The organism is Kribbella flavida DSM 17836 (assembly GCF_000024345.1).
GTDB lineage: Bacteria > Actinomycetota > Actinomycetes > Propionibacteriales > Kribbellaceae > Kribbella > Kribbella flavida.
The window spans coordinates 3,386,766-3,409,164 of the sequence record NC_013729.1 but is presented as its reverse complement, the minus strand read 5'-3'; the positions used below and the strand labels follow the sequence as shown (position 1 = coordinate 3,409,164).

The window sequence follows — 22,399 nt, the reverse complement described above, 5'->3', positions numbered from 1 at the left end:
AGGTGCCCGGTGCGGTGGCTCGGCGTGCTGGAGTGAAGGCCTCGATGTTTTTCCATCGTGGCCTTTGCTCCAGTGCGCCGAGGTGCCGTGCCGGGTGCCGCGCAGCACGCAGGGAATTGATCAACACGCCCTAGCTCCGACGCATCGATCGCCGGGCAGGTTCGCCTACGCTCGGCGGGTGGATCGGATGCGACCGGCGGGGACGGCGGACGAGCGGGCGATGCTCGGCGGGTGGCTGGACTGGCAGCGGGCGACGGTCCGGATGAAGTGCGCGGGGCTGACCGACGACCAGGCCCGGCAGGCGTTGCTGCCGAGCTCGCCACGGATGACCGTTGCCACGCTGGTCGCTCACCTGCGCTGGGCCGAGCTTGCCTGGTTCGAGGTCAGCTTCCTCGGCAGGCAGGACCTGGCCTACCAGGACCCGTTGGAGCTCGCGCCGCCCGGCACACCGCTCGACCGCCTGCTCGACGAGTACGACGCCCAGTGCGCGCGGTCCCGCGAGATCGTCGCCGCGCACCAGCTCGACGAGCTCGAAGCCTGGGCGCCGGAGGGCCTCGAGCTGGTGTCCCTGCGCTGGATCGTCCTGCACCTGGTGGAGGAGACCGCCCGCCACCTCGGCCACCTCGACGCGCTGCGCGAACTGACCGACGGCACGACGTCGTACTAGCTGACCCCGACCGACTGATCAGGAATCGAGAAGCACCACCCGGTACGCCGGCCCTACCGTCGTGGGCATGGACCTCAGCATTCACAGCAGCTTCCTGCCGCACACCGACGCCGACGCCTCGCTGGCCTTCTACCGTGACGTTCTCGGCTTCGAAGTCCGCAAGGACGTCGGCGCCGACCGGATGCGCTGGATCACCGTCGGTCCGCCCGGTCAGCCCGACGTCTCGGTGGTCCTGCACCCGCCGGCGGTCGACCCGGGCATCACCGACGACGAGCGCCGGATGATCGACGAGATGATGGCCAAGGGCACCTACACGATGCTGATCCTGGCCACCAGGGACCTCGACGCCACCTTCGAACGCCTGCAGGCCGCCGGCGCGGAGATCGTCCAGGAGCCGACCGAGCAGCCGTACGGCGTCCGGGACTGCGCGCTGCGCGACCCCGCCGGCACCATGCTCCGCATCAACGAGCTCGGCTGACCCGACCACCACGTCCCGGAGGTAGTGCACGATGACGCAGAACGAGCAGATGAGCGGTCGCCGCCCCCGCAAACCCGGTACGCCGGGCGCCTTCTCGCGGTGGATGCAGCGCACGACGAACGCGCGGATGAACCGCAAGATCCGCAACGGCAAGGGCCAGTTCATGGGTATGGACGTGCTGATCCTGAACACCGTCGGCCGCCGCAGCGGGCAGCCGCGGGAGACGCCGCTGGCGTGGTTCCCCGAAGGTGAGAACGGCTGGCTGGTCGTCGCCTCGGGCGGCGGCAGCCAGCACCCTGACTGGCACGCCAACCTGACCGCACACCCCGACCGGGTCACCGTGGAGCTCCCCGGTCAGGCCGCCGTGCCGGTCACGCCGCAGCAACTCGAAGGCGACGAGCGCGACCAGGCCTGGCAGCGAATCGCCGCCGCCCAACCGCGGATCGCGAAGTACCAGAGCAAGTCCGAGCGGCAGTACCCGGTGATCCGGCTCAGGCCGCGCCGGCCGTAGGCCCGGCGCCGGTCCGCAGCCCCGTCCGCGCATCGGACCCCGTCCCCTGAGGTAGCCGCCGAAGACCAAGTGCTGTACACCTGTGGTCACTGATCGTCGTTGTCTGAGATGTCCAACAGGTCCGTCGCACTCGACTCGGAGGCGTTGTGAAGCTCCTTCTCACTTCCGGAGGCGTGACGAACGAGAGCATCCGCGCTGCGCTGGTCGACCTGCTGGGCAAGCCGATCTCCGAGTCCCGTGCGCTCTGCATCCCCACGGCGCAGTGGGGGCACCCGATGCTCGGGCCCGCCTCGGTGCGGAACTCCGTGGCCGGCGCGCCTCCGTTTCACCTGATGACCAGCCTGGGATGGGCGACCTTGGGCGTCCTGGAGCTCACCGCCCTGCCCAGCATCGGCGAGCAGCGGTGGGTGCCGTGGGTCCGAGAGGCCGACGTGCTGCTGGCGGACGGTGGCGACGCGACCTACCTGTGCCACTGGATGCGGCAGTCGGGGCTGTCGGAGGTCATCTCGTCGCTCCCCGAAACGGTCTGGGTGGGGCTCAGCGCCGGCAGCATGGTGCTGACCCCGCGGATCGGTGACGACTTCGTCAGCTGGCCCTCTGCGCCGGACGACCGAACGCTCGGGGTCGTCGACTTCTCGATCTACCCGCACCTGGACCACGAGCTCATGCCGGGCAACACCATGGCCGCTGCGCAGAGGTGGGCCGCCGGCATCGCAGGTCCGGCGTACGCGATCGACGACCAGACCGCCCTCAAGGTGACCGACGGCACCGTCGAGGTCGTGTCCGAAGGGCACTGGAAGGCCTTCCCGGCCTAGCGACCGACCGGGAACAGCACGGGCGCGGGCCGTGACGTCGAGAAGGACTAAGGTCGTGCTCGTGCCTGACGTCGATGAGACCTTCCTCGCCCTGCCCCGTCACGAACTGGCCGGCGCCGCCCTGCAGCGCGCCAAGGATCTCGGCGCGACCTTCGCCGAGTTCCGGCTGGAGCGGATCCGGTCGGAGTCGATCGCGCTGCGCGACGGAGCGCTCGAGAACGCCCGCGACAACGAGGATCTGGGCCTCGCGGTCCGGGTGGTGCACGACGGCACCTGGGGTTTTGCCGCCGGGGTCGCGCTGACCACCGACGAGGCGGTCCGGGTGGCGGAGCAGGCGGTGCACCTGGCCCAGGTCTCCCGGCCGATCAACAGCGAGCCGATCGAGCTGGCCGACGAGCCGGTGTACGACGACGTGAGCTGGGTCTCGGCGTACGAGATCGACCCGCTGAGCGTGCCGCGCGCCGAGAAGGTGGCGCTGCTCGCGGACTACAGCCGCCGGCTGCTCGCGGCCGACGGAGTCACCCACGTGACCGCGCACGTCGCCTCGGTGCACGAGTGCAAGTTCTACGCGAACTCCGAAGGGACGTCGTACACGCAGCAGCGGGTCCGGGTCGGCCCGTCGGTCCAGGCGGTCTCGGTGGACGCCCAGACCGGCCGGTTCGACACGATGCGGACCTGCGCGCCGCCGGCCGGTCGCGGCTGGGAGTACCTGACCGGCACCGGCTGGGACTGGGACGGCGAGCTCGCGCAGCTTCCCGGCTGGCTGGCCGAGAAGATGGCCGCGCCGAGCGTCGAGCCCGGCCGGTACGACGTGGTGATCGACCCGACGAACCTGTGGCTCACGATCCACGAGTCGATCGGCCACGCCACCGAGCTGGACCGCGCGCTCGGCTACGAGGCGAACTACGCCGGCACCAGCTTCGCGACCATCGACCAGCTCGGCACGCTGAAGTACGGCTCCCCGGTCATGCACGTCACCGGCGACCGCACCGCGCAGTACGGGCTGTCCACGGTCGGGTACGACGACGAGGGCGTCGCCGGCCAGCAGTGGGACCTGGTCAAGGACGGCATCCTGGTCGGCTACCAGGTGGACCGCCGGATGGCGAAGCTGAACGAGGCCGTGCTCGGCACGTCCCGCTCCAACGGCTGCGCGTACGCCGACTCCTCCGGGCACATCCCGATCCAGCGGATGGCCAACGTCTCCCTGCAGCCGGCGCCGAACGGTCCCTCGACCGAGGAGCTGCTCAGCCGGGTCCGCAACGGGATCTACATCGTCGGCGACAAGTCCTGGTCGATCGACATGCAGCGGTACAACTTCCAGTTCACCGGCCAGCGGTTCTTCAAGATCACCGACGGCACGCTGGACGGCCAGGTCCGCGACGTCGCCTACCAGGCGACCACCACCGAGTTCTGGGGCTCGATGGAGGCGGTCGGCGGTCCGCAGACGTACCTGCTCGGCGGCGCGCTCAACTGCGGCAAGGCCCAGCCCTCGCAGTCCGGCGCCGTCAGCCACGGCTGCCCGTCCGCCCTGTTCCGCGACGTCAACATTCTCAACACCACGCAGGAGGCCGGCCGGTGACCGCCATTCAGCTCACCCCGCAGGACACCGTCGAGCAGGCCCTCGAGCTGGCGGCCGCCGAAGGTGCCGACGGCTGCGTCGTGATCGTCGCCGAGACCTCCAGCGCGAACCTGCGCTGGGCCAACAACACGCTGACCACCAACGGCGCGATGCGTGGCACGAGCGTCACGGTGATCGCCACCGCCGGCGCCGGCGAGGGCACCGCGGTCGGCATCGTCAGCCGGTCCTCGGTGACCGACCGGACCCTGCGCGACATCGTCGCCGCCGCGGTCGCGACGGCCCGGTCCACCGATCCCGCCGAGGACGCCCGCCCGCTGGTCGACGGCACTGTCGGCCCCGGCTGGGACGAGGAGCCCGAGGAGACGTCGGTCACCGTCTACGAGAAGTTCGCTCCCGCGCTCGGCGAGGCCCTGACCCGGGCCGGCCAGGAGAACCGCTGGCTCTACGGCTTCGCCGACCACGAGGTCGTCACCCTGTACGTCGGGTCGTCGGCCGGCCTGCGGCTGCGCCAGGCGCTGCCGCGCGGCTTCGTCAGCGCGACGGGCAAGTCGGGCGACCTGAGCCAGTCGGCGTGGGCCGGCGCGGCGACCCGGGACTTCACCGACATCGACCCGCTCGCGCTGGACACGGAGCTCACCCGGCGGCTCGGCTGGGCCACCCGGACGGTCTCGGTCGAGCCCGGCCGGCTCGCCACGGTGCTGCCGCCGGCCGCGGTCGCCGACCTCACGACGTACTTGTTCTGGACGCTGGACGGGCGGGACGCGGCCGACGGCCGGAGCCCGTTCTCCAAGCCGGGCGGCGGCACGCGCGTCGGCGACGTGTTGTCGCCGCAGCCGGTCAACCTGCGCTCCGACCCGCACCTGCCCGGGCTGGAGACGCTGCCGTTCGCGGTCGCACGGTCGTCCGGCGGGGCGTCCAGCGTGTTCGACAACGGGCTCACGCTGACCGCGACGGACTGGATCCGCGGCGGCAGGCTGGAAAACCTGATGCACAGCCGGTTCACCGCGGAGCTCACCGGTGCTGCGGCGGCGACGCCGATGATCGACAACTACGTGCTCTCCGTCGACGGCGCGACCGGCTCGGTCGACGACCTGGTCGCCGGTCTCGACCACGGCCTGCTGCTCACCTGCCTGTGGTACATCCGCGTGGTCGACCCGCAGACGCTGCTGCTGACCGGTCTCACCCGCGACGGCGTCTACCTGGTCGAGAACGGCGAGGTCACCGCGGCGGTGAACAACTTCCGCTTCAACGAGAGCCCGATCGACCTGCTGTCGCGCTTCACCGCGGCCGGCGCGACCGTTCCGTCGCTGTCGCGGGAGTGGGGCGACGAGTTCTCCCGCACCGCGACCCCGCCGTTGCTGGTGCCCGACTTCAACATGTCCACCCAGAGCCAGGCCAGCTGACGCCGTCGGGCGTAGGTGATCCGGCGGTTGCGGGCCAAGCGGCGCGTGATCCGGCCTTGCGCCCGGGCGGCGGGTGATCCGGCGCTTGCGCGGGCCGCGGGTGATTCGGCCTTGCGCCCGGGCCGCGGGTGATCCGGCGCTGGCGGGTCAGGCGGGCTTGGCCTGCGTGACCCGCAAGAGCTGCCGCGGGCCTTCGGCGTACCGGTCGGCGCCGCCCAGCTCCCAGTGGGCGGCCAGCTCCTGCACCAGCTCTTCGTCGAAGAACCGCCCGGCGAACCCGTCGCGCGTGCACAGCCCGTCGCCGAGGTCCTCCCGCCGGCCGTAGCAGGCATCGTCGGTCGACCACACCGAGTACACGAACAGACCACCCGGCCGCAGCACCCGCCGAATCTCCTGCACGAGCGACCGCAACTCGGCCCGGGTGAACGCCATGCTCATCAGCAGGTTCGCGTACACCGCGTTCACCGTCCCGTCCGCCGGCGGCAACGGATCGCGCACGTCGTGCAGCACCGCCGTCACCCGGTCGTCGAGCCCGTCCCGCTGAGCGTCCAGCCGCAACTGGTCGAGCGCCGACTCGCTGAAGTCGGTCGCGTGCACACTGAACCCCTGCCGAGCCAGGTACAGCGCGTCCCGTCCGTGCCCCGCGCCGAGCTCCAGCACGTCGTCGATGCCGGCGGCACCGAACAGCCGCGCCGTCCACCGCGCCGCCGCCGACGGCTCCACACCGTGCAGCCGCGGATTGCCCTCGTACGCCTGCTCCCACCGATCTTGCTGAGCCCTGGCGAGCTCCTGCCCAGTCTTCATGCTGCTCCCCGTGTACGCCTCGCGGTCTGGCCGACCGACAGACCGCAGCAGCCTACGCGACAAGTTAGGTAGACGTACTCAGGCGGCCTCATCTTCCAGCCGACACAGTGGTGTCAACCCTGGCACAGGAGGACCGATGACCCCCACCAGCACGCTGCAGTGCCCCGCCTGCAACGCCTCGCTCACCCTCACGGTCGAGCGTGCAGTTGCCCACAGCCCCCAACCGTCATCGCCACAGACCTCCACCCCGCCACGCCAATCAGCTGCCCCTCCGAGCCTTGCCCCACCATCGCGGTCACTGCCCCGACCGGCCTCCTCCGCGCCGCCTCCGCACCGCCTATCGCCTCCGCCTGAGCATCGGCCGACGCTCTCCCGCCCACCGCGCCGCCGCCTCAGTCCGCAGGCAACTCTGCTCGCCTTGGGCGTGCTGCTTCTCCTGGCCGCCGGCGTCACCTTCCTCGCCGTCACCTGGGACAGTCTCCCGGTCGCAGCTCAGGCCGCCATCATGGCCACCCTCGCCGGCCTCGCCCTGGCCGGCACCATCCCAGCCGCGCGGCACAAGCTGACCGGTACTGCCGAAGCGCTCGCCGTGCTCGGCTGCGGCCTGCTCGCCGTCGACCTGTACGGCATCCGCGCTCTCGGCCTGATCGCCCCCGATGCCGTCGCCCCGCTCACTTACACCGCGATCGCCGCAGCACTCGTTGCCGCTGTCAACCTCCTGCTGCATCGCGTCACTCCGACCGTCAAGACCTTCGCCGTCGGCACCGTCCTGATCGGACAGCTCCCGCTCCCCCTTCTGCTCGCCGACCGCGTCGACTTCGCCTTCTTCCTGCTCAGTCTCCTCGGGCAGCTCGTGACCACTCTGTTCTGGTCCACCCGAGGGAACCGCCTCGTCCGCGTCACCGGAGCCATCTGCACCGCCTCCACGTACGCCGCGATCGTCGTGCTCGGCATCGCCCGCGTCCTGCTCGCCCTCGTCACCTCGAGCAACCCCGAGCTCACCGCACCCGTCGACACCTCCCTGACCACAACCCTCTCCGTCACCGCCGCCGTTCTGCTCACCACCGCCACGGGCATCGCTCTCCTGCACCGGAGAGCGCTCCCCCGCTCTCTCGACCGCGTTCTCCTCCAGAATTTCTCCGTCGTCGCGGCCGCCTTCACCCTCGCCCTGTGTCTCCCCCAGGTCCCCGGCGCGGGCCGCTGGCTCACCACGGCCCTGGCCACGATTCTGGCCCTCGTCGCCCTGCTCGGCCGGACGAACGGCCGCACCGCTCACCGCATGTTGCTCATAGCAACCATCACGACCGCGACGACGGACGTTCTCGTTCTCGTCGCCCGTCAGGACCTGCAGCAGCTCAGCCTCGTCGCGGCCTTGACCGCCGCACTCACGCCGCTCGCCGCCCGGCGCAAGCATCTGACCACCACCGCCGCGGCCCTGACGACCAGCCTCAGCGCCCAACTCGCGATCCTGCTCGTCCTGGCCGACGGCCTCGTCCCGTCCTGGCCGGCCGCCACCGCGCTCGCCGTGGTCGCCGCCTGCTCGATCGGCGCCGCCACGCTCTCGCTCGGAAAGCCCTCGGAACGCGCTCTCTTGGCCGCCGCCACCTCCGCCCTGCTCCTCGCCGAACTCGTCATCCTGACCGTCTCCCCGGCGACCGGCACCGGCGTGGTCCTGACCATCGCCACCGCACCGCTGATCGCCTACGGCCTGCAACCCCGCCGCCGCGACGCGCTCCTGCTTGCCGCCGCCCTGCTGATCACCGCGAGCACCGCCTTCGTGCTCGGCTCCGGCACCACCACCGTCGAGTGGTTCACCGTCCCGCCCGCCGCGATCATGCTCACCGTCGGCGTACTCCGCTGGCGTCACCGCGCCAGCTGGCTGTTCCTCGGCCCGGGCCTGCTGCTCGGCCTGGCCCCGTCCACCTTGATTGCCACGAGCAATGACACTGCTCGTAGCACGATCCTGCTGGCCGTCGCCGTCGCGATCATCCTGATCGGCACCCGCCGTACCCTCCAGGCCCCCTTCGTGCTGGGCGCCGCCGTGCTCACCAAGATCGCCGTCTGGCAGCTGCTGGAGGTCGCTCCCCTGATCCCCCGCTGGACCACCCTCGCCCTCGCCGGCGCCGTCCTGCTCACGGTCGGCGCAACCTATGAACGCCGCCTCCACCAGGCCAAACAAGCCGCCCACTGGATCAGCTCCCTGCGCTGACAGCCAGGCCGACCGCGTCGGGAAGCCTCGGCAGCGCCGTCCGGCCGGCGGGGGCAAGGTGCGGAAGCGATCGGCGTGCGCGTCGTCGACGGCTACTGCGAACGCTTCGGCGAGATCGGCGCGGCGTCGTGCAGGGCGTTCGGCAGGGTGCCTGCCTTCGGGATCGGGGGCCGGGTGTCCAGGTCGGTGTAGCCGAGGGTCAGGCGGTAGCCGTTCAGGGGGTAACGGGTGAAGGTTTCGCCGGTGAGGGCGGTGGCGGTCAGGTGGAGGGCGAGCTGGGGGTTGGCCTCGGAGTAAAGGTCGAGTTCGCCGCGAAGGAGGCGCCAGAGGTGGTTCTCGGGGAGCAGGTTGGCGTCGGTGAGGATGTTGGTCAGAGGATTCAGGACGCCAAGGAACAGGGCGTCGACGAGGTACTGGCGAAGGACTGGCCACGGCTTGCGGGGCAGGACTCGGTCGTGCGAGTCAGGTTCCAGGCCTCGGGAGGCGAGCGGGGTGGTGGAGAGGTTGACGTCGTCGACGAGGTCCTTGACGACCAGGCGGGACGGCAGGCCGTTCGGGTCGCAGATGATGGCGAGGTTCTCACCGTGGGGGTTCACCGTGATGCCGTAGTGGTGCATCAGGTGCAGGAGCGGGCGGAGCAGCGTGGAGAGCAGGTGGCTGACCCACGTCTCCGGGTCGGTGCCGGAGCGGGCGATGTAGGTGGCGACCAGAGGTTCGCCGGCGGCGTCCAGATGCAGTACGGCGGCCAGCGGCCAGGCGGTTTCGCCGGGGCGCAGCCTGGGTTCCAGCGGGTCGCGCCAGATGCAGCCGAGGGTTTCCGTCCACTGGTACGGGATGCCCGGCGCTGCGGAGAGCTGGGGATGCCGAACGGTCACGGAGGCAACCTCGCCCAGCAGTTCGGCGCCCAGGGACCGGAGGACCTCGTCGCGGTTCCAGAGGCCGCGAAGCCACTGGGTCACCATGGGAGCGGCCAGTGTGCAGTGCGGCGGGATGCCGCGATAGACCGACGTGTTGAGGATCTTGAGCGGCAGCTTCACCTGGTAGCGCAGGGGCGCGCTGATGTTGACCATCGTGCGGATCGACTGGGTGGGCAGATAGTCGTCTGGCCCCTCCCCCAGTACGACGATCTCGCCAGTGGCCAGCTCCCGGGCCCACTGCGTTCGGACGACGTGGTCGAGCTGCCAGGGGTGACACGGCATCCACACGTACGAGTCGGGATCCACCAACTGCGCGCAGAACGCCTCCAACACCTCCGGACTCAGCTCACGCCCGACCACTGCGTGCTCCGACAGGTCAGGCGTGCCCCGGAACTCGGCCAGGCCGCGGCGTACGGCGAGCCAGACCAGGCGGAGCGGCGTACGGGCTTCGGGGGTGTAGCGGGCGCTGTCAGCGGCGGAGAAGCCCAGGCGGCCCTTGTTGGCGACCAGGATCGGGTGGCCGGTCAGATGGCCTTCCAGACGGGTGTGGTGGAGGTCGGCCAGCTCCTCGTTCAGTACGGCGGTCTCGGCCATCCGCGCGTCGGCGGCGAGCGTGCTCGACAGTTCGGCGCTGTAGCCCGCGATGGTCGGACCGTCCAGCCCCAGGACCTTCGAAGCATCCACCAGGAACTGCAGCGGGTCGGTGGCCGGCTCGCTCTCGTCGTTGCCGAGGATGCCGGCGGTGGTCCGCTGGACCGAGCCCGGCGTCACCCGGTACGTCGCGAAAGCACCCTGCACGTAGTCGAAGGTGTAGACGACCTCACCCAGGTCCAGCCGGCCGTCGACCGGCGTCAACAGCTCCTCGCTGCAGAACTGGGAGATCAGCTTGGCCAGGAGCTCTTCGGAGCAGCGCGACCAGCTCATGCAGGCAGGACGAAGCTGGTGAAGGCGGTGGACTTCGGCAGCCGGAAGAGCTCGCGCCCGGCAACGGCGTTCAGGATCGTCGCGTTGCGGATCGCCCCGATGCCGAGGTCCGGCGCCGCTACGCCGTGGCTGTGCAGGTCGGCGTTCGACACGAAGAGCCGCCCGGCCAGCGCGTCGTCCGTGCCGACGCTGTGGTCCCGGTTGAGCACCCAGCGACCTGCGGCGTCACGGCGTACCAGGGACTCGACCGACGGCCGCAGGAACGGCAGTGCGCGGTTGCGGTAACCCGTAGCCGCGATCACCACGTCGCACACGTGCTGGAAGGTCTTGCCGCTGTCGGTGTGCCGCAACGTCAGCTCGATCCCGTCAGCGCGGGCCACCGCCGACTCGACGGCCACACCACACTGCAACTCGACCGGAGCCACCGCGGAGCTGCCCAGGTCGCGCTGGTAGAGCACGTCGTGGATGTCGTCGAGCGTGTCCGACGAGATGCCCTTGTAGTGCCGCCACTGCTCCTTGACCAGCCTGTCGCGCGTCGGCTCGTCCAGCGCGTGGAAGTAGTCCACGTACGACGGTGTGGTCATCTCCAGCACCAGTTTGGAGTAGTCCAGCGGCGCGAACGACGGCGTACGGGTCAGCCAGCTCACCGCAGGACCACCTGCGGCATTCGCCCGGAGCAGATCCAGCGCGCACTCGGCACCGGACTGGCCCGAGCCCACGACGGTGACCCGCCCGGTCTGCAGCAGATCGTCGCGCCGGTACAGGTAGTCGGCCGAGTGCAGGAACCGGTCCTCCGGCAGCCCTTCCAGCGCAGCCGGTACTGCGGGCTCTGTCCCGACCCCCAGGACCAGATGACGAGCCCGGAACAGCTCGGTCGAGCCGGCACGCTCCACGGTCAGCGCAAAGGCGTCACCGTCCCACTCGACCGCCGTGACCTGGCGCCCGAAGTGCAGCGAGTCCAGCTGGGCCGCGCACCAGCGCAGGTACGCCTCGTACTCGCGGCGCGTGGGGTGGAACTTCTCCCGCACGTAGAACTGGTACAGCCGGTCGTTGTCGCGCAGGTACGACAGGAACGACAGCGGGTGGGCCGGCTCGACCAGGCTGACCAGGTCGGCCAGGAACGAGACCTGCAGCATCGCGTCGTCGAACATCAGCCCGCGGTGCCAGGTGAACTCGGGGCGACTGTCCAGCACCGCCAGGTTCACGTCGTCCAGTCCGTCCGCGAGCGCGGCCAAGCCGAGGTTGAACGGGCCGGCGCCGATCGCGATCACGTCGTACGGGGCGGTAGTCATGTCAAGCCTCCACGGTCCGGGTGCGGACCATCAGTAGTGCGGTCTTCTCGGGCAGCTGCAGCTCCCCTGCGGGGTCGAACCCGGCGGCCGCGAACGCGCGGATCGACGGGGTGTTGCGCACGTCCGGCTCGGCCACCACGCGGTCGCACCGGGGATCGGCCCGCAGCAGCGCGTCGGCGACGGACCGCAGCAGCCGGCGACCGATGCCCCGGCCGACCCGCGCGGTGTCGCCGATGGCGACGTGAACGCCCCAGTCGTGTTCCGCACAGGCGTAGAACTCCGCGAGCCGGTCGCGCCGGACGCGGTACAGCTCCAGGTAGCCGAAATCCTCGTCCTCCAGCGCCGCCAAGCACGGGATCGAGTGCTCCCCCGCCGCCTGCGCGTCCAGCGCCTGCGCCCAGCGCTCCACGGACCAGTCCTGCTGCCACCAGCGCTGGATGTGCGGCTGCGCCATCCACCAGGCGATCTTGCCCGCGTCGGCGGCGGTGGCCGGGCGGAGGTCGAAGCCGTCGTCCAGGTGGAGCTTCGGCGCGGCCTCGCACCTCATCGCAGGCCCGCGCGGAGTGGGTTCGGGATCTGCAGGTAAACCGACTGGGCGTCCAGCGGGGCGACCACCTCGTCGATGCCCTTCAACCGGGTCAGCATGTTCGCCTTGCACGGCAACTCGTCGGCAGTCAGCCAACGCTGGGCCAGCCGGTCACCGTCGGGGCCAGCCGCTTTCAGGCCGGGCAGTGCATCGGCCAGACGCTCGCGGACCACGTCCAGCAGGGCCAGCTCGTCCGCGACGCCGTCGACTCCCAGTGCGCCGACCACGGCGAGCGCCTGGTTGTGCAGCAGGTAGTAGGTCAGCCGGTCGTCCACGATGGCGTCGTCGACCACGGCCAGGGTGGAGTCGCGCTCGCCGGTGACCGCCAGCAGGCTCTTCAGGTGCGACGTGGCCAGGTAGTAGCCCTGGTTGTCGCGGTAGGCGCCGCCGATCACGCGCCCAGCATCGTCCAGCCGGACCAGTGTGTTCTGCTGATGCGCCTCCAGGCCGATGCCCGTCTCGGCGTACAGGGCGAGCATGGGGACGAGCACCTGGTCGACGTACGCCGCCACCCACGCCTTCGGGTCCTCCTGTACGCCGGGCAGCGCACTCAGGCGGCTGACTCCGCCCAGCCGAGGTGCGACGAGTCCGGCGAGACAGGCGTAGCTGTCCACGTCGGCCGGCACCTCGCGGACGGCGACATCGAGTCCGGTCAGCGTGGGCCCGCCCTCGTCGAGTGCCACCCAGGCGGGATCGCGCACGATGGAGAAGCCGGGGTGAGCAGTCGCCGTGCCCGCGTCGTACGCCGCGTCCAGCAGACGGTTGATCTCCAGGCCACGGCGCAGCTCGGTCGGGGTGGACTCGCGGCGGGAGTTGGTGATCCGCAGGCCCAGCGACAGCTTCAGCATCACCGGAAGGTCCGGGTGGTAGACAGTGCGCAGGCTGGAGGTCGGGTACCACTGCGCGCCCAGTGGGCCGAGCGGCTTCACCCTGCCCTCGCGGACCAGTGCGGCGACGCGCGGACGCTGCAGCAACGACTGGGCCTGCCACGGGTGCGCCGGAACGAGCGCAGCACCCGCAGCAGGCGTGACGCCGGCTAGCGCGGCCATCAACTGCAAGGCGTCCAGTCCCTGCAGTGACGGCGCGCCGGCCACCTGGTCCGAGGACACCAGCTCGGCGTCGACCTCGAACCAGTGCACCGCGAACCGGCCGCCCAGCTCCGGCGAGTACGCCGCCAGCTCGGCTCCGCTCAACCCGTCCCGGCTCTTCGCCGCCGGGTGATGCTGATGTCCCACCACCAGCGCCTGCTCGTAGGCCAGAAACCGCCCCAGCCCGTTGCCCGCGTTCTCGCCGGCATTGACCGGCGCGGCGTCGGTGGCCTCGGAACCCGCGAGGAAGGTCGCCACGTTGCGGACGGACTCGGCGGTGCGGGCTGCCAGGTCGTCGACCTCGGCCGGATCGGCGTCAGCTGCCAGCAGTCTCACCAAGTCCTCAGGAGAGGGAGCAGAACCGTCGACCAGCACGTCGGTGAACAGGTGCAGCCCGGTCGGCGACGCGTGCAGCACCTCCGCAGTCACCTCCGCACCGCCGGCCTGGAGGGCGAGCCGGCCGGGAGTGACCGGTACCGACGCCTCGCGGGTGTAGCAGCGGAGGATGGCGTTGAGATGGGCCGCGACGGCTGCCTCGGTCGTGGAGGTCACGCTGCTCCCTCGCCGCCGGCGGACAGCACGTCGTGACCGGTGGCCACGACCAGGTCGAGCAGTTCCTCGATGTCCGTCGCGGTGGCGTTCGGGTTCAGCAGCGTCAGCTTCAACGCGACCGCCGCCGGCCGGCCGCCGCGGGCCGGAACCTTGGTCCGGCCGATCAGCACCTGCCCCGACGTCAGCAACCGGCGCCGGACCTCACCCTGGACGGCGTCCAGCGCGGTCGCGTCCAGGCCGTGCCCGGCGACCCGGAACAGCACCGTGGTCAGCGCCACCGGGGCCAGCAACTCGAGGTTGCTGTCGGCAACAACCCTGGCGGCGGCGGCGTGCGCGAGCTCGTGGCAGGTGTCGAGCATCCGGCCCAGTCCGGCCCGGCCGTACGCCGTCAGCGTGGTGGCGACCTTCACCGCGTCCGGCCGCCGCGTGGTCTGCAGGCTGCGGCCGAGCAGCCCGTCCAGTCCGGAGTCGATGTCGTCGGCCGGGTTCAGGTAGTCGACCGACCGGCCGAGGGCCGTGAACCGGTCCCGGTCCGCGACCAGCAGCATGCTGGTCGCGGCGGGCTGCCAGCCGATCTTGTGCAGGTCCAGCGTGACCGAGTCCGCGCACGGCAGCTCGGCGAGCAGCGGGGCCAGCCGGTCGGAGAACAACGCCCCGAACCCGTACGCCGCGTCCGCGTGCACCCAGGCGCCGTACGGGCGGGCGAGCTCCGCGATCGCGGCGATCGGGTCGATCGAGCCGTAGTCCGTCGTTCCGGCGGTGGCGACGACCGCGATCGGGGTCCGGCCCGGGCGGGCCAGCTCGTCGGCGAGCACGTCCAGGCGCATCCGGAAGTCGTCGTCCGAGGGGATCGTCACCGCGGCCTGCTCACCCAGCCCGAGCGCGGCGCAGGCCCGCTGGACCGAGAAGTGCGCCAGCTCGGAGCAGAAGACCACCGGCCGCAGCATCCCGGAGACGCCGTGCCGGCGGACGTCCAGGCCGGCCGCGGCGGCAGCGCTGTCGCGGGCGATCAGCACGGCGAGCAGGTTCGAGATCGAGCCGCCCGGGGTGAGCACGCCGTCGGCGGCCGGGCCGAAGCCGGCCAGCCCGGCCAGCGCGCGCACCACCCACTGCTCGATCGCCAGCGTCGCCGGCCCGGAGTCGTAGGTGTCCATCGAGGCGTTGCTCGCCGAGGCCAGCGCATCGGCGTCGACGGCGACCTGGAGCACCGGCGGCTGCAGGTGGGCCGCGGCGTGCGGGTGGCTGAGGTCGATGCCGTTCTCGTCCAGCAGGCCGGCGATCAGGTCGAGCGCAGCTGACTCGCCGACGCCGGTCGACGGAACCCGCGGCTCGCCCAGCGTCTCCGCCGTCCGGCGCAGCACGGCGGCGGGCAGACCGGCCGGCAGCGGTCCGCGGTCCCGGTCCACGACCGTGGACGCCAGCGGCCAGGTCGGGACGGCCAGGTCGAAGGGACTGTGCGGCGCGCGGGGCGATGAGCTCAACGCGGTGAGACGCGCATGCTGCGGCATCCAGCTCTCCAGGGAAGTTGTCGAGTAAGGCAAGCCTTACTAAGGCAGACCTAACCTACTGCGATCCCTCCGGCCCGTGTCAACCGGGGTACCGGCGGTGACCGCACCCCGGAATCCCTGTCTGCGCAGGCGATTTCGGCATGCCGCGATGACCCGCACAACCCGGTGTGGCGAGCCTCACCCGGTGTACGCCGGACCGCCCATTCCCGGCCGTCGCCCGTCCACGTCGGTGAACCCGTACTCCCGGCCGAGCGCCGCCGAGCGGACCACCTGCCCGGAGTACCGCAGGACGTCCGGATCCGCGGCCAGCGCCGCCACCGCCCGGCCGATGAACTGCGGCGACTCGGAGTCCGACAGGTCGAAGAACTCGGCGGCTCGCAGGACCGCCTCGGTCCGGACCAGGCCCGGGTACAACGACACGGCGGCGACGCCGTGCGTCCGCAGGTCGTGGGCCATGCAGGCGACCATCCGGTCCGTCGCCGACTTCGCCACGCCGTAGCTGACGCCGGCATCGACCTTCTCCGCGGCGTCCGACGAGACGTTCACGATCAGGCCGGAGCCCTGGGCCACCATCGTCGGCGCCGCGAACACACTCGTCACGTAGTGCGCGCGGACGCCGGTGCCGAACATCGAGTCCCAGCGGGAGATCGGCTCGGTCCAGAAGCCGGCCTCCTGCCAGAACTCGGTCCCGTCCCAGAAGTGCTCGTAGCCGCCCCACACGTTGTTGACCACCAGATCGAGCCGCCCGCTCTCCGCGACGACCCGCTCCACCACCTGCCGGGTCCGGGCGTCGTCCACGTGATCGCACACCACCCCGATGCCCCGGCCGCCGAGCGCCGTCACCTCGTCGGCGGTCTGCTGCACACTGCCGCCGAACGGTGCCGTCGCCGGCCCGTCCGCGGCGGCGCGACCGGTGACGTAGACGGTCGCGCCCTGCTCACCGAGGCCGAGCGCGATCCCCTTGCCGACGCCGCGGCTCGCTCCGGTGACGAGCGCGACCCTCCCCGCCAGAGTTCCCATCCATCGACCGTATCAGCGGCCGTACGGCGTCCGGGTGAGAACGAACGTGGCCAGGTCCAGGTGGCGGATGCCGTCGCCGTCGCGGACCACGCGCAGCCGTTCACCGGCGAAGTAGCCGTCCCGGCCGCGGTACAGGTCCGGTCCCTCCGGCGAGAACCGGGACGACAGCCCACCGGTCAGCTGCAGGATGCCGCCGCAGACCGACATGGTGACCGGGGTGTTGCCCCAGTACCAGTGCCCGAGCAGCTCCTCGCCTTGGGCCAGCGCCGGCTCCGGCACCCATTCCTGCGGCAGCACCGGCTCGTACGACACGAGCGTGCGCATCAGGTCCAGCGGCACCGAGGCGCACCGCCCGTACGTCGCGTTCGCGAGCGCGACGGCGCCGATCCGCCGGGCCCGGTCCACGAACAGGCCGGCGACAAAGCCCGGCATCGACCCGGTGTGCCCGACGAACAGGTACGGGTCGTCGGCCTGCAGCCGCAGCCCGAGCCCGTACGACGCGTTCAGCGCCTCCCGCGGATCGGCGGCCGCCGGGGTCGCCATCTCCTCGACGCTCTCGCGGCTCAGCACCTCCGGCACCGGGTCGATCCAGAACGCGGCGTACCGGGCCAGGTCCTCGATCGTGCTCCAGACCTGTCCGGCCGGGGCCATCGCACCCGCGTCGTACGCCGGCTCCTCGACCAGTCGCGCGCTGAACGGGTGCACCGAGAACCCCTGCGCGGCCGGCGCCTGCGGCAGGTACGACGTCCGCCGCATCTCCAGCGGCCGCAGGATCCGTTCGGTGACCAGGTCGAACCACGGCGCTCCGCGCAGCCGGGACACGATCTCGCCGAGCAGCCCGTAGCCGAGGTTCGAGTAGTGGTGCCGCTGGTCCGGTCCGCCGGCGGCCTGGGACTCGTCCATCGCCGCGGCCAGGGCCTCGAACGAGACACCCGGATTGCGCTCCCACCACGGGCCCTCGGGCTCGGCGTTCATGCCGCCGGAGTGCGCGAGCAGGTGCCGCACGGTCAGGTCGCCGAACGGGACCCCCGGCAGATGCTTGCCGACAGCATCGTTCAGGCCGAGCAGCCCGTCGTCGCGGGCCTGCAGCACCAGCACCGCCGTCATCGTCTTGGTGATCGACCCGACCCGGTACTGCACGTCCGGCCCCGGCATGCCACCGTCAGCCGTCGCGAACCGCCCGCGCGCCCCGGTCCACACCAGTCCCCCGTCACGGACCACACCGGCCGCGATCGACGGCAGCTTCCACTCACTCTGGGCCGCCGCCACCTCGGCGTACAAGGCGGCGGCGGTGTCAGACCGCAGGGTCACTCAAAGGCCTCCGGGGCCGGGCAGGAGCAGATCAGGTTGCGGTCGCCGTACGCGCCGTCGATCCGGCGGACCGGCGGCCAGTACTTCGCGGCCCGGTCGACCGACTGCGGGAACGCGGCCTCCTCGCGGGTGTAGGCGTGCTCCCACTTGTCGTTGATCACCGACGAGGCGGTGTGCGGCGCGTTCACCAGCGGGTTGTCGTCGGCCGGCCACTCGCCCGCCGCGACCCGGTCGATCTCGTGCTTGATCGCGATCATCGCGTCGCAGAAGCGGTCCAGCTCGCCCAGGTCCTCGGACTCGGTCGGCTCCACCATCAGCGTGCCGGGCACCGGGAACGACATCGTCGGCGCGTGGAAGCCGTAGTCGATCAGCCGCTTCGCGACGTCGTCGACGGTGACGCCGGTCGCCTTGGTCATCGGCCGCAGATCGAGGATGCACTCGTGCGCGACCAGCCCGTTCTCCCCGGTGTAGAGCACCGGGAAGGCGTTCTCGAGCCGCTTGGCCACGTAGTTCGCGGTCAGCACCGCGGCCTTGGTGGCGGCGGTCAGGCCCTCGGCGCCCATCATCCGGATGTAGGCCCAGGAGATCGCCAGCACGCCGGCCGACCCGAACGGCGCCGCGCTGATCGGGCCGACACCGGACTCCGGACCGGCCTGGCCCAGCAGCGGGTGGTTCGGCAGGTACGGCGCCAGGTGCTCGGCGACCGCGACCGGGCCGACGCCCGGGCCGCCGCCCCCGTGCGGGATGCAGAACGTCTTGTGCAGGTTCAGGTGGCTGACGTCGCCGCCGAACTCGCCGGGCTTGGCCAGCCCGAGCAGCGCGTTCAGGTTGGCGCCGTCGACGTACACCTGGCCGCCGTTGTCGTGCACGATCTGGCAGACCTCGGTCACGCTCTCCTCGTACACGCCGTGCGTGGACGGATAGGTGATCATGATCGCGGCCAGCTTGTCCGCGTGCTGCTCGGCCTTGGCCCGCAGGTCGTCCAGGTCGATCGTGCCGTCGTCGTTGCCCTTGACCACGACCACCTTCATGCCGGCCATCACCGCGGAGGCGGCGTTGGTGCCGTGCGCGCTGGCCGGGATCAGGCAGACGTTGCGGTCGGTGTCGCCCTGGGCGCGGTGGTAACCGCGGATCGCCAGCAGACCGGCCAGCTCACCCTGCGACCCGGCGTTCGGCTGGATCGACACCTTGGCGTAGCCGGTCACCTCGGCCAGCCAGCGCTCCAGCTGACCGATCAGCGTCACGTAGCCGGCGGCGTCCTCGATCGGCGCGAACGGGTGTAGGTCGGCGAACTCGGGCCAGGTGACGGCTTCCATCTCGGTGGTCGCGTTCAGCTTCATCGTGCAGGAGCCGAGCGGGATCATGCCGCGGTCGAGCGCGTAGTCGTGGTCGGACAGCTTGCGCAGGTAGCGCAGCATCGCCGTCTCGGACCGGTGCGTGTTGAACACCGGGTGGGTCAGGTAGTCGCTGGTCCGCACCACCTCGGTGGCCAGGCTCTGGCCGGTCAGCGCCGCGTCGTACCGGACGCCGAACGCGCGGCAGACCCGGCCGAGCGCGGCCGCGTCGGTCTTCTCGTCGCAGGAGATGCCGACGTGGTCGGCGTCCACCAGCCGCAGCCAGATGCCGTTCTGCCGGGCGGTGTCGACGACGTCGGCCGCGCGGCCGGGGACCCGGGCCAGCACGGTGTCGAAGAACTGGTCGTGCACGACCTCGACGCCACCGGCCCGCAGCGACGCGGCCAGGCTGCCGGCGTTGCGGTGCACCCGCTCGGCGATCGCCTTCAGGCCGTCCGGGCCGTGGTAGACGGCGTACATCGACGCCACCACGGCGAGCAGGACCTGCGCGGTACAGATGTTCGAGGTGGCCTTCTCGCGGCGGATGTGCTGCTCGCGGGTCTGCAGCGCCAGCCGGTACGCCGGGGCGCCGTCGGCGTCGACCGAGACGCCGACCAGACGACCGGGCAGGGACCGCTCCAGGCCGGCGCGGACCGACATGAAGCCCGCGTGCGGACCGCCGTAGAACAGCGGCACGCCGAAGCGCTGGGACGAGCCGATCACGATGTCGGCGCCCGCCTCACCCGGTGCCTCCAGCAACGTCAGCGCGAGCAGGTCGGACGCGACGGCGACCAGCGTGTCGCGCTCGTGCGCGGCGGCGATCAGCGGCTTCAGGTCGCGGACGCGGCCGCCCGAACCGGGGTACTGGACCAGGAACCCGAAGAAGTCTCCCTCGGGCAGCCCGTCGCTGGTGTCGGCGACGACGACCTCGAGGCCGAGCGCCTCCGCGCGGGTCTCGACCACCGCGATGGTCTGCGCGAAGCAGTCGGCGTCGACCAGGAACCGGTCGCTCTTGCTCTTGCGGTTCGACCGGTGCGCCAGCGTCATCGCCTCGGCGGCCGCGGTGCCCTCGTCCAGCAGCGACGCGTTCGCGGTCGGCAGGCCGGTCAGGTCGGACACCACGGTCTGGAAGTTCAGCAGCGCCTCGAGCCGGCCCTGGGAGATCTCCGGCTGGTACGGCGTGTAGGCGGTGTACCAGGCCGGGTTCTCGACCAGCCGGCGGACGATCACCGACGGGGTGAAGGTGCCGTAGTAGCCCTGGCCGATCATCGAGGTGGCGACGGTGTTGCGGGCGGCGAGCCGGCGCAGCTCGGTCAGCGCGTCCACCTCGGAGGCCGGCTCGGGCAGCCGGAGCGCCTCGGCGGACCGGATCGAGGCGGGCACGGCGGCGTCCACCAGCGCGTCCACGTCGGCGTACCCGAGCGTCTGCACCATCCGGGCGACCTCGTCGGGACGCGGCCCGATGTGCCGGTCGGCGAAGGTGGCCGAAAGCTGCGGGCTGGATTCGTTCACACTCATCAGGAGGCTCCGTTGCTGACAGGTCTGCCGGTGGCCTCCCCCTCTGTCACCCGGTCCGAGCACCTGTGCGGTGATCCGGCCATCGCTTCAGAGTCGCCTGCGGCACCCGGTCCATGGGCCTGAGAGGTTCCGGGGAGGAATTGCCCCTTCGGCGCCCAGGCAAACGTCCCTGGGTCTCTCCCGAGTGCTGTGTACGGCACAACCGAGGCTACCAGTTGGTCCCGCCGAGGTCAGGCAGCAGCCGTACCGCGGTCGCCCGCGCGGCGTCCACCAGGCCCGGGTCGGCCGAGCTCATCGGCCACCGCACCCGGGTCCCGACGTCGGCCCAGCCGCCGACCGCGGCCAGGAACTTGTCGAGCGCCGGGTTGGACAGGCCGCTCGCCTGCAACGGTGCGATGTGCGCGGCGAAGAACTCGGCGATCCGGCGCTCAACCTCAAGCGCACCTCGAGGGTCGGTGCCGATCTGCTCGTACCAGCGGACGGAGCCGGCCGGCGCCAGCGCGGCGACGTTCGAGTAGCTGCCGTGGGCGCCGAGCGCCGACATGCCGGCCAGGAAGTGACCGGGCACGAAGATCGACAGCTCCGACTCGAGCGCCTGCTCGAACCACGCCGCGTCCCCGCCGGCCGTCTTCAACCCGATCAGCGCCGGCACTGCCTGAGCGAGCTCGACGAGCAGCCCGGGACCGACCTTCGTCTTGGCGTGCGGCGGGTTGTAGAGCACCAGCGGTACGCCGTCCGCGGCCTCGGCGATCCGGGTGAGGAAGTCCAGGGTCTCGGCGTCGTTCAGCGGCAGCCAGTCCGGGAGGATCACCTGGAGGGCGGACGGTCGCAGCACGGCGGCCCGGCGTACGCGCTGGAGCTGGAGCTGGGCCGAGGGGTGACTGGCGCCGAGCTGGAACGGCAGGTCCGCGGCCTCGCAGCGGGCGGCGAGCAGCTCGTTGATCCGGTCGAACTCGGCCTCGGTCAGGGTGTGGAACTCCCCCGCCGTGCCGTGCGCGTACAGGCCGTGCAGCCCCGCGCCGAGCAGGTGGTCCAGCTGCGTGTCGAGCCGGGCGAAGTCGATGGACTCGTCGGCGTCGAGCGGTAACAGCAAAGACGCCCACACACCACGCAGCGAAACCGCGGTGAGTGGGCGCACTTGTGCGGGGCAGGTCAGCCGGTCAGCGGATCAGCCGGTCATCCGGGCGCGGCGGCGGGCGGCGAGCTCGTCGTTCGCGTGCGGGTCCGACTCGTCGTCGGCGTGGCCGTCGGCGCGCTCGGTCGGCAGCTCGGACAGCGAACCCTCGACCTCGCGCCAGACACCGCCGAGCGCGATGCCGAAGACCCCTTGGCCGCCGGCCAGCAGGTCGATCACCTCGTCCGGCGAGGTGCACATGTAGACCGAGGCGCCGTCGCTCATCAGCGTGATCTGGGTCAGGTCGTCGATGCCGCGCTTGCTCAGGTGGGCGATCGCGGTCCGGATCTGCTGCAGCGAGATCCCGGCGTCGAGCAGCCGCTTGATCACCTTCAGCAGCAGCACGTCGCGGAAGCCGTAGAGCCGCTGGGTGCCGGAACCGGTGGCCGGCCGGACCGAGGGCGAGACCAGGCCGGTGCGGGCCCAGTAGTCGAGCTGGCGGTAGGTGATCCCGGCAGCGGCACATGCGGTCGGGCCGCGGAACCCGACGTCCTCCGGCATCGGCCGCAGGTCGTCGTCGAACAGCAGACCCTGCACCCCCGCTGCGGCGGCCGCGTCGGCGTGTGCCTCGGACGCCGACTGCGCCGTCAGATCAGTGTCGCCGGTGCGTGTCACGCCTGAGCCTCCCTGGGTACCGACTGGAACGGATCACATCCGTGGAGTTACAACACCCCACAACTCCTTCAAGGTAAGCCGCCGACCTGAGCCG

The 22,399-nt window shown here is 71.4% G+C and carries 18 protein-coding genes and 1 riboswitch; of the genes, 7 read left to right on the top strand and 11 right to left on the bottom strand.

Translation table 11 applies throughout. From position 1 onward, the window contains the following. Window positions 1-187: 187 nt before the first annotated feature. The 6 genes from KFLA_RS15820 to KFLA_RS15795 all read left to right on the top strand — a co-directional run bounded on the left by KFLA_RS15820 (window position 188) and on the right by KFLA_RS15795 (window position 5,453). Window positions 188-667: a DinB family protein gene (locus KFLA_RS15820; protein WP_012920812.1), complete on the top strand. Its 480-nt coding sequence runs from the start codon at window positions 188-190 to the stop codon at window positions 665-667. 67 nt (window positions 668-734) lie between these two features. Then, the gene (locus KFLA_RS15815; protein WP_012920811.1) at window positions 735-1,145 is read left to right on the top strand and encodes a VOC family protein; all 411 of its coding nucleotides are present in this window, start codon (window positions 735-737) and stop codon (window positions 1,143-1,145) included. A gap of 31 nt (window positions 1,146-1,176) precedes the next feature. Then, complete coding sequence (locus KFLA_RS15810) at window positions 1,177-1,656, top strand: nitroreductase family deazaflavin-dependent oxidoreductase (protein WP_012920810.1); 480 nt, start codon at window positions 1,177-1,179, stop codon at window positions 1,654-1,656. Window positions 1,657-1,829: 173 nt separating this feature from the next. After that, complete coding sequence (locus KFLA_RS15805) at window positions 1,830-2,471, top strand: Type 1 glutamine amidotransferase-like domain-containing protein (RefSeq protein WP_237706820.1); 642 nt, start codon at window positions 1,830-1,832, stop codon at window positions 2,469-2,471. 61 nt (window positions 2,472-2,532) lie between these two features. Further along, window positions 2,533-4,050 (top strand): TldD/PmbA family protein, encoded by a 1,518-nt coding sequence (locus tag KFLA_RS15800; protein WP_063822832.1) that lies wholly within the window; start codon window positions 2,533-2,535, stop codon window positions 4,048-4,050. Continuing rightward, window positions 4,047-5,453, top strand: a complete 1,407-nt coding sequence (locus tag KFLA_RS15795) for a metallopeptidase TldD-related protein (protein WP_012920807.1) — start codon at window positions 4,047-4,049, stop codon at window positions 5,451-5,453. Before KFLA_RS15800 ends, KFLA_RS15795 begins: the two co-directional genes overlap by 4 nt. 147 nt (window positions 5,454-5,600) lie before the next feature. Here the strand turns inward: KFLA_RS15795 and KFLA_RS15790 are convergent, their stop codons facing one another. Next, window positions 5,601-6,257, bottom strand: coding sequence for a class I SAM-dependent methyltransferase (locus KFLA_RS15790; RefSeq protein WP_012920806.1), 657 nt, complete (start codon window positions 6,255-6,257; stop codon window positions 5,601-5,603). Window positions 6,258-6,681: 424 nt separating this feature from the next. Here KFLA_RS15790 and KFLA_RS15785 point away from each other — a divergent pair, with 424 nt between their 5' ends. After that, entirely contained in the window at window positions 6,682-8,466 is a 1,785-nt protein-coding gene (locus KFLA_RS15785; protein WP_012920805.1) for an SCO7613 C-terminal domain-containing membrane protein, read from the top strand. Between the two features lie 92 nt (window positions 8,467-8,558). Here KFLA_RS15785 and KFLA_RS15780 read toward each other — a convergent pair whose 3' ends face one another. From KFLA_RS15780 to KFLA_RS15735, 10 genes are all read right to left on the bottom strand, one after another. Then, a complete protein-coding gene (locus KFLA_RS15780; protein WP_012920804.1) occupies window positions 8,559-10,307 on the bottom strand; it encodes an IucA/IucC family protein in 1,749 nt (582 codons plus the stop codon). After that, entirely contained in the window at window positions 10,304-11,599 is a 1,296-nt protein-coding gene (locus tag KFLA_RS15775; RefSeq protein ID WP_012920803.1) for a lysine N(6)-hydroxylase/L-ornithine N(5)-oxygenase family protein, read from the bottom strand. Before KFLA_RS15775 ends, KFLA_RS15780 begins: the two co-directional genes overlap by 4 nt. A gap of 1 nt (window position 11,600) precedes the next feature. Then, window positions 11,601-12,146 (bottom strand): GNAT family N-acetyltransferase, encoded by a 546-nt coding sequence (locus KFLA_RS15770; RefSeq protein ID WP_012920802.1) that lies wholly within the window; start codon window positions 12,144-12,146, stop codon window positions 11,601-11,603. Next, on the bottom strand, window positions 12,143-13,825 hold the full coding sequence (locus KFLA_RS15765; RefSeq protein WP_012920801.1) for an IucA/IucC family protein: 1,683 nt from the start codon (window positions 13,823-13,825) through the stop codon (window positions 12,143-12,145). Before KFLA_RS15765 ends, KFLA_RS15770 begins: the two co-directional genes overlap by 4 nt. Further along, the gene (locus KFLA_RS15760) at window positions 13,822-15,333 is read right to left on the bottom strand and encodes a pyridoxal phosphate-dependent decarboxylase family protein (RefSeq protein ID WP_012920800.1); all 1,512 of its coding nucleotides are present in this window, start codon (window positions 15,331-15,333) and stop codon (window positions 13,822-13,824) included. The genes KFLA_RS15765 and KFLA_RS15760 overlap by 4 nt, the downstream gene beginning before the upstream one ends. A 177-nt stretch (window positions 15,334-15,510) precedes the next feature. Further along, window positions 15,511-16,353 (bottom strand): SDR family NAD(P)-dependent oxidoreductase, encoded by an 843-nt coding sequence (locus tag KFLA_RS15755; protein ID WP_012920799.1) that lies wholly within the window; start codon window positions 16,351-16,353, stop codon window positions 15,511-15,513. Between the two features lie 12 nt (window positions 16,354-16,365). After that, a complete protein-coding gene (locus KFLA_RS15750; RefSeq protein ID WP_012920798.1) occupies window positions 16,366-17,664 on the bottom strand; it encodes a serine hydrolase domain-containing protein in 1,299 nt (432 codons plus the stop codon). Beyond that, window positions 17,661-20,516, bottom strand: a complete 2,856-nt coding sequence (gene gcvP / locus KFLA_RS15745) for an aminomethyl-transferring glycine dehydrogenase (protein WP_012920797.1) — start codon at window positions 20,514-20,516, stop codon at window positions 17,661-17,663. Before gcvP ends, KFLA_RS15750 begins: the two co-directional genes overlap by 4 nt. A gap of 97 nt (window positions 20,517-20,613) precedes the next feature. Beyond that, a riboswitch (glycine riboswitch) is annotated at window positions 20,614-20,709 on the bottom strand. 15 nt (window positions 20,710-20,724) lie between these two features. Beyond that, window positions 20,725-21,621 carry a dihydrodipicolinate synthase family protein gene (locus KFLA_RS15740; RefSeq protein ID WP_237706819.1) on the bottom strand — a complete coding sequence of 299 codons (897 nt, stop codon included), beginning with the start codon at window positions 21,619-21,621 and terminating at the stop codon, window positions 20,725-20,727. Between the two features lie 63 nt (window positions 21,622-21,684). Beyond that, complete coding sequence (locus KFLA_RS15735; protein ID WP_012920795.1) at window positions 21,685-22,305, bottom strand: MerR family transcriptional regulator; 621 nt, start codon at window positions 22,303-22,305, stop codon at window positions 21,685-21,687. Window positions 22,306-22,399 lie beyond the last annotated feature (94 nt).

Coding starts and splice junctions, on each gene's coding strand:
- KFLA_RS15820 (WP_012920812.1), top strand. CDS start 188: ATGCGACCGGCGGGGACGGCGGACGAGCGGGCGATGCTCGGCGGGTGG.
- KFLA_RS15815 (WP_012920811.1), top strand. CDS start 735: ATGGACCTCAGCATTCACAGCAGCTTCCTGCCGCACACCGACGCCGAC.
- KFLA_RS15810 (WP_012920810.1), top strand. CDS start 1,177: ATGACGCAGAACGAGCAGATGAGCGGTCGCCGCCCCCGCAAACCCGGT.
- KFLA_RS15790 (WP_012920806.1), bottom strand. CDS start 6,257: ATGAAGACTGGGCAGGAGCTCGCCAGGGCTCAGCAAGATCGGTGGGAG.
- KFLA_RS15780 (WP_012920804.1), bottom strand. CDS start 10,307: ATGAGCTGGTCGCGCTGCTCCGAAGAGCTCCTGGCCAAGCTGATCTCC.
- KFLA_RS15775 (WP_012920803.1), bottom strand. CDS start 11,599: ATGACTACCGCCCCGTACGACGTGATCGCGATCGGCGCCGGCCCGTTC.
- KFLA_RS15770 (WP_012920802.1), bottom strand. CDS start 12,146: ATGAGGTGCGAGGCCGCGCCGAAGCTCCACCTGGACGACGGCTTCGAC.
- KFLA_RS15760 (WP_012920800.1), bottom strand. CDS start 15,333: ATGCCGCAGCATGCGCGTCTCACCGCGTTGAGCTCATCGCCCCGCGCG.
- KFLA_RS15755 (WP_012920799.1), bottom strand. CDS start 16,353: ATGGGAACTCTGGCGGGGAGGGTCGCGCTCGTCACCGGAGCGAGCCGC.
- gcvP (WP_012920797.1), bottom strand. CDS start 20,516: ATGAGTGTGAACGAATCCAGCCCGCAGCTTTCGGCCACCTTCGCCGAC.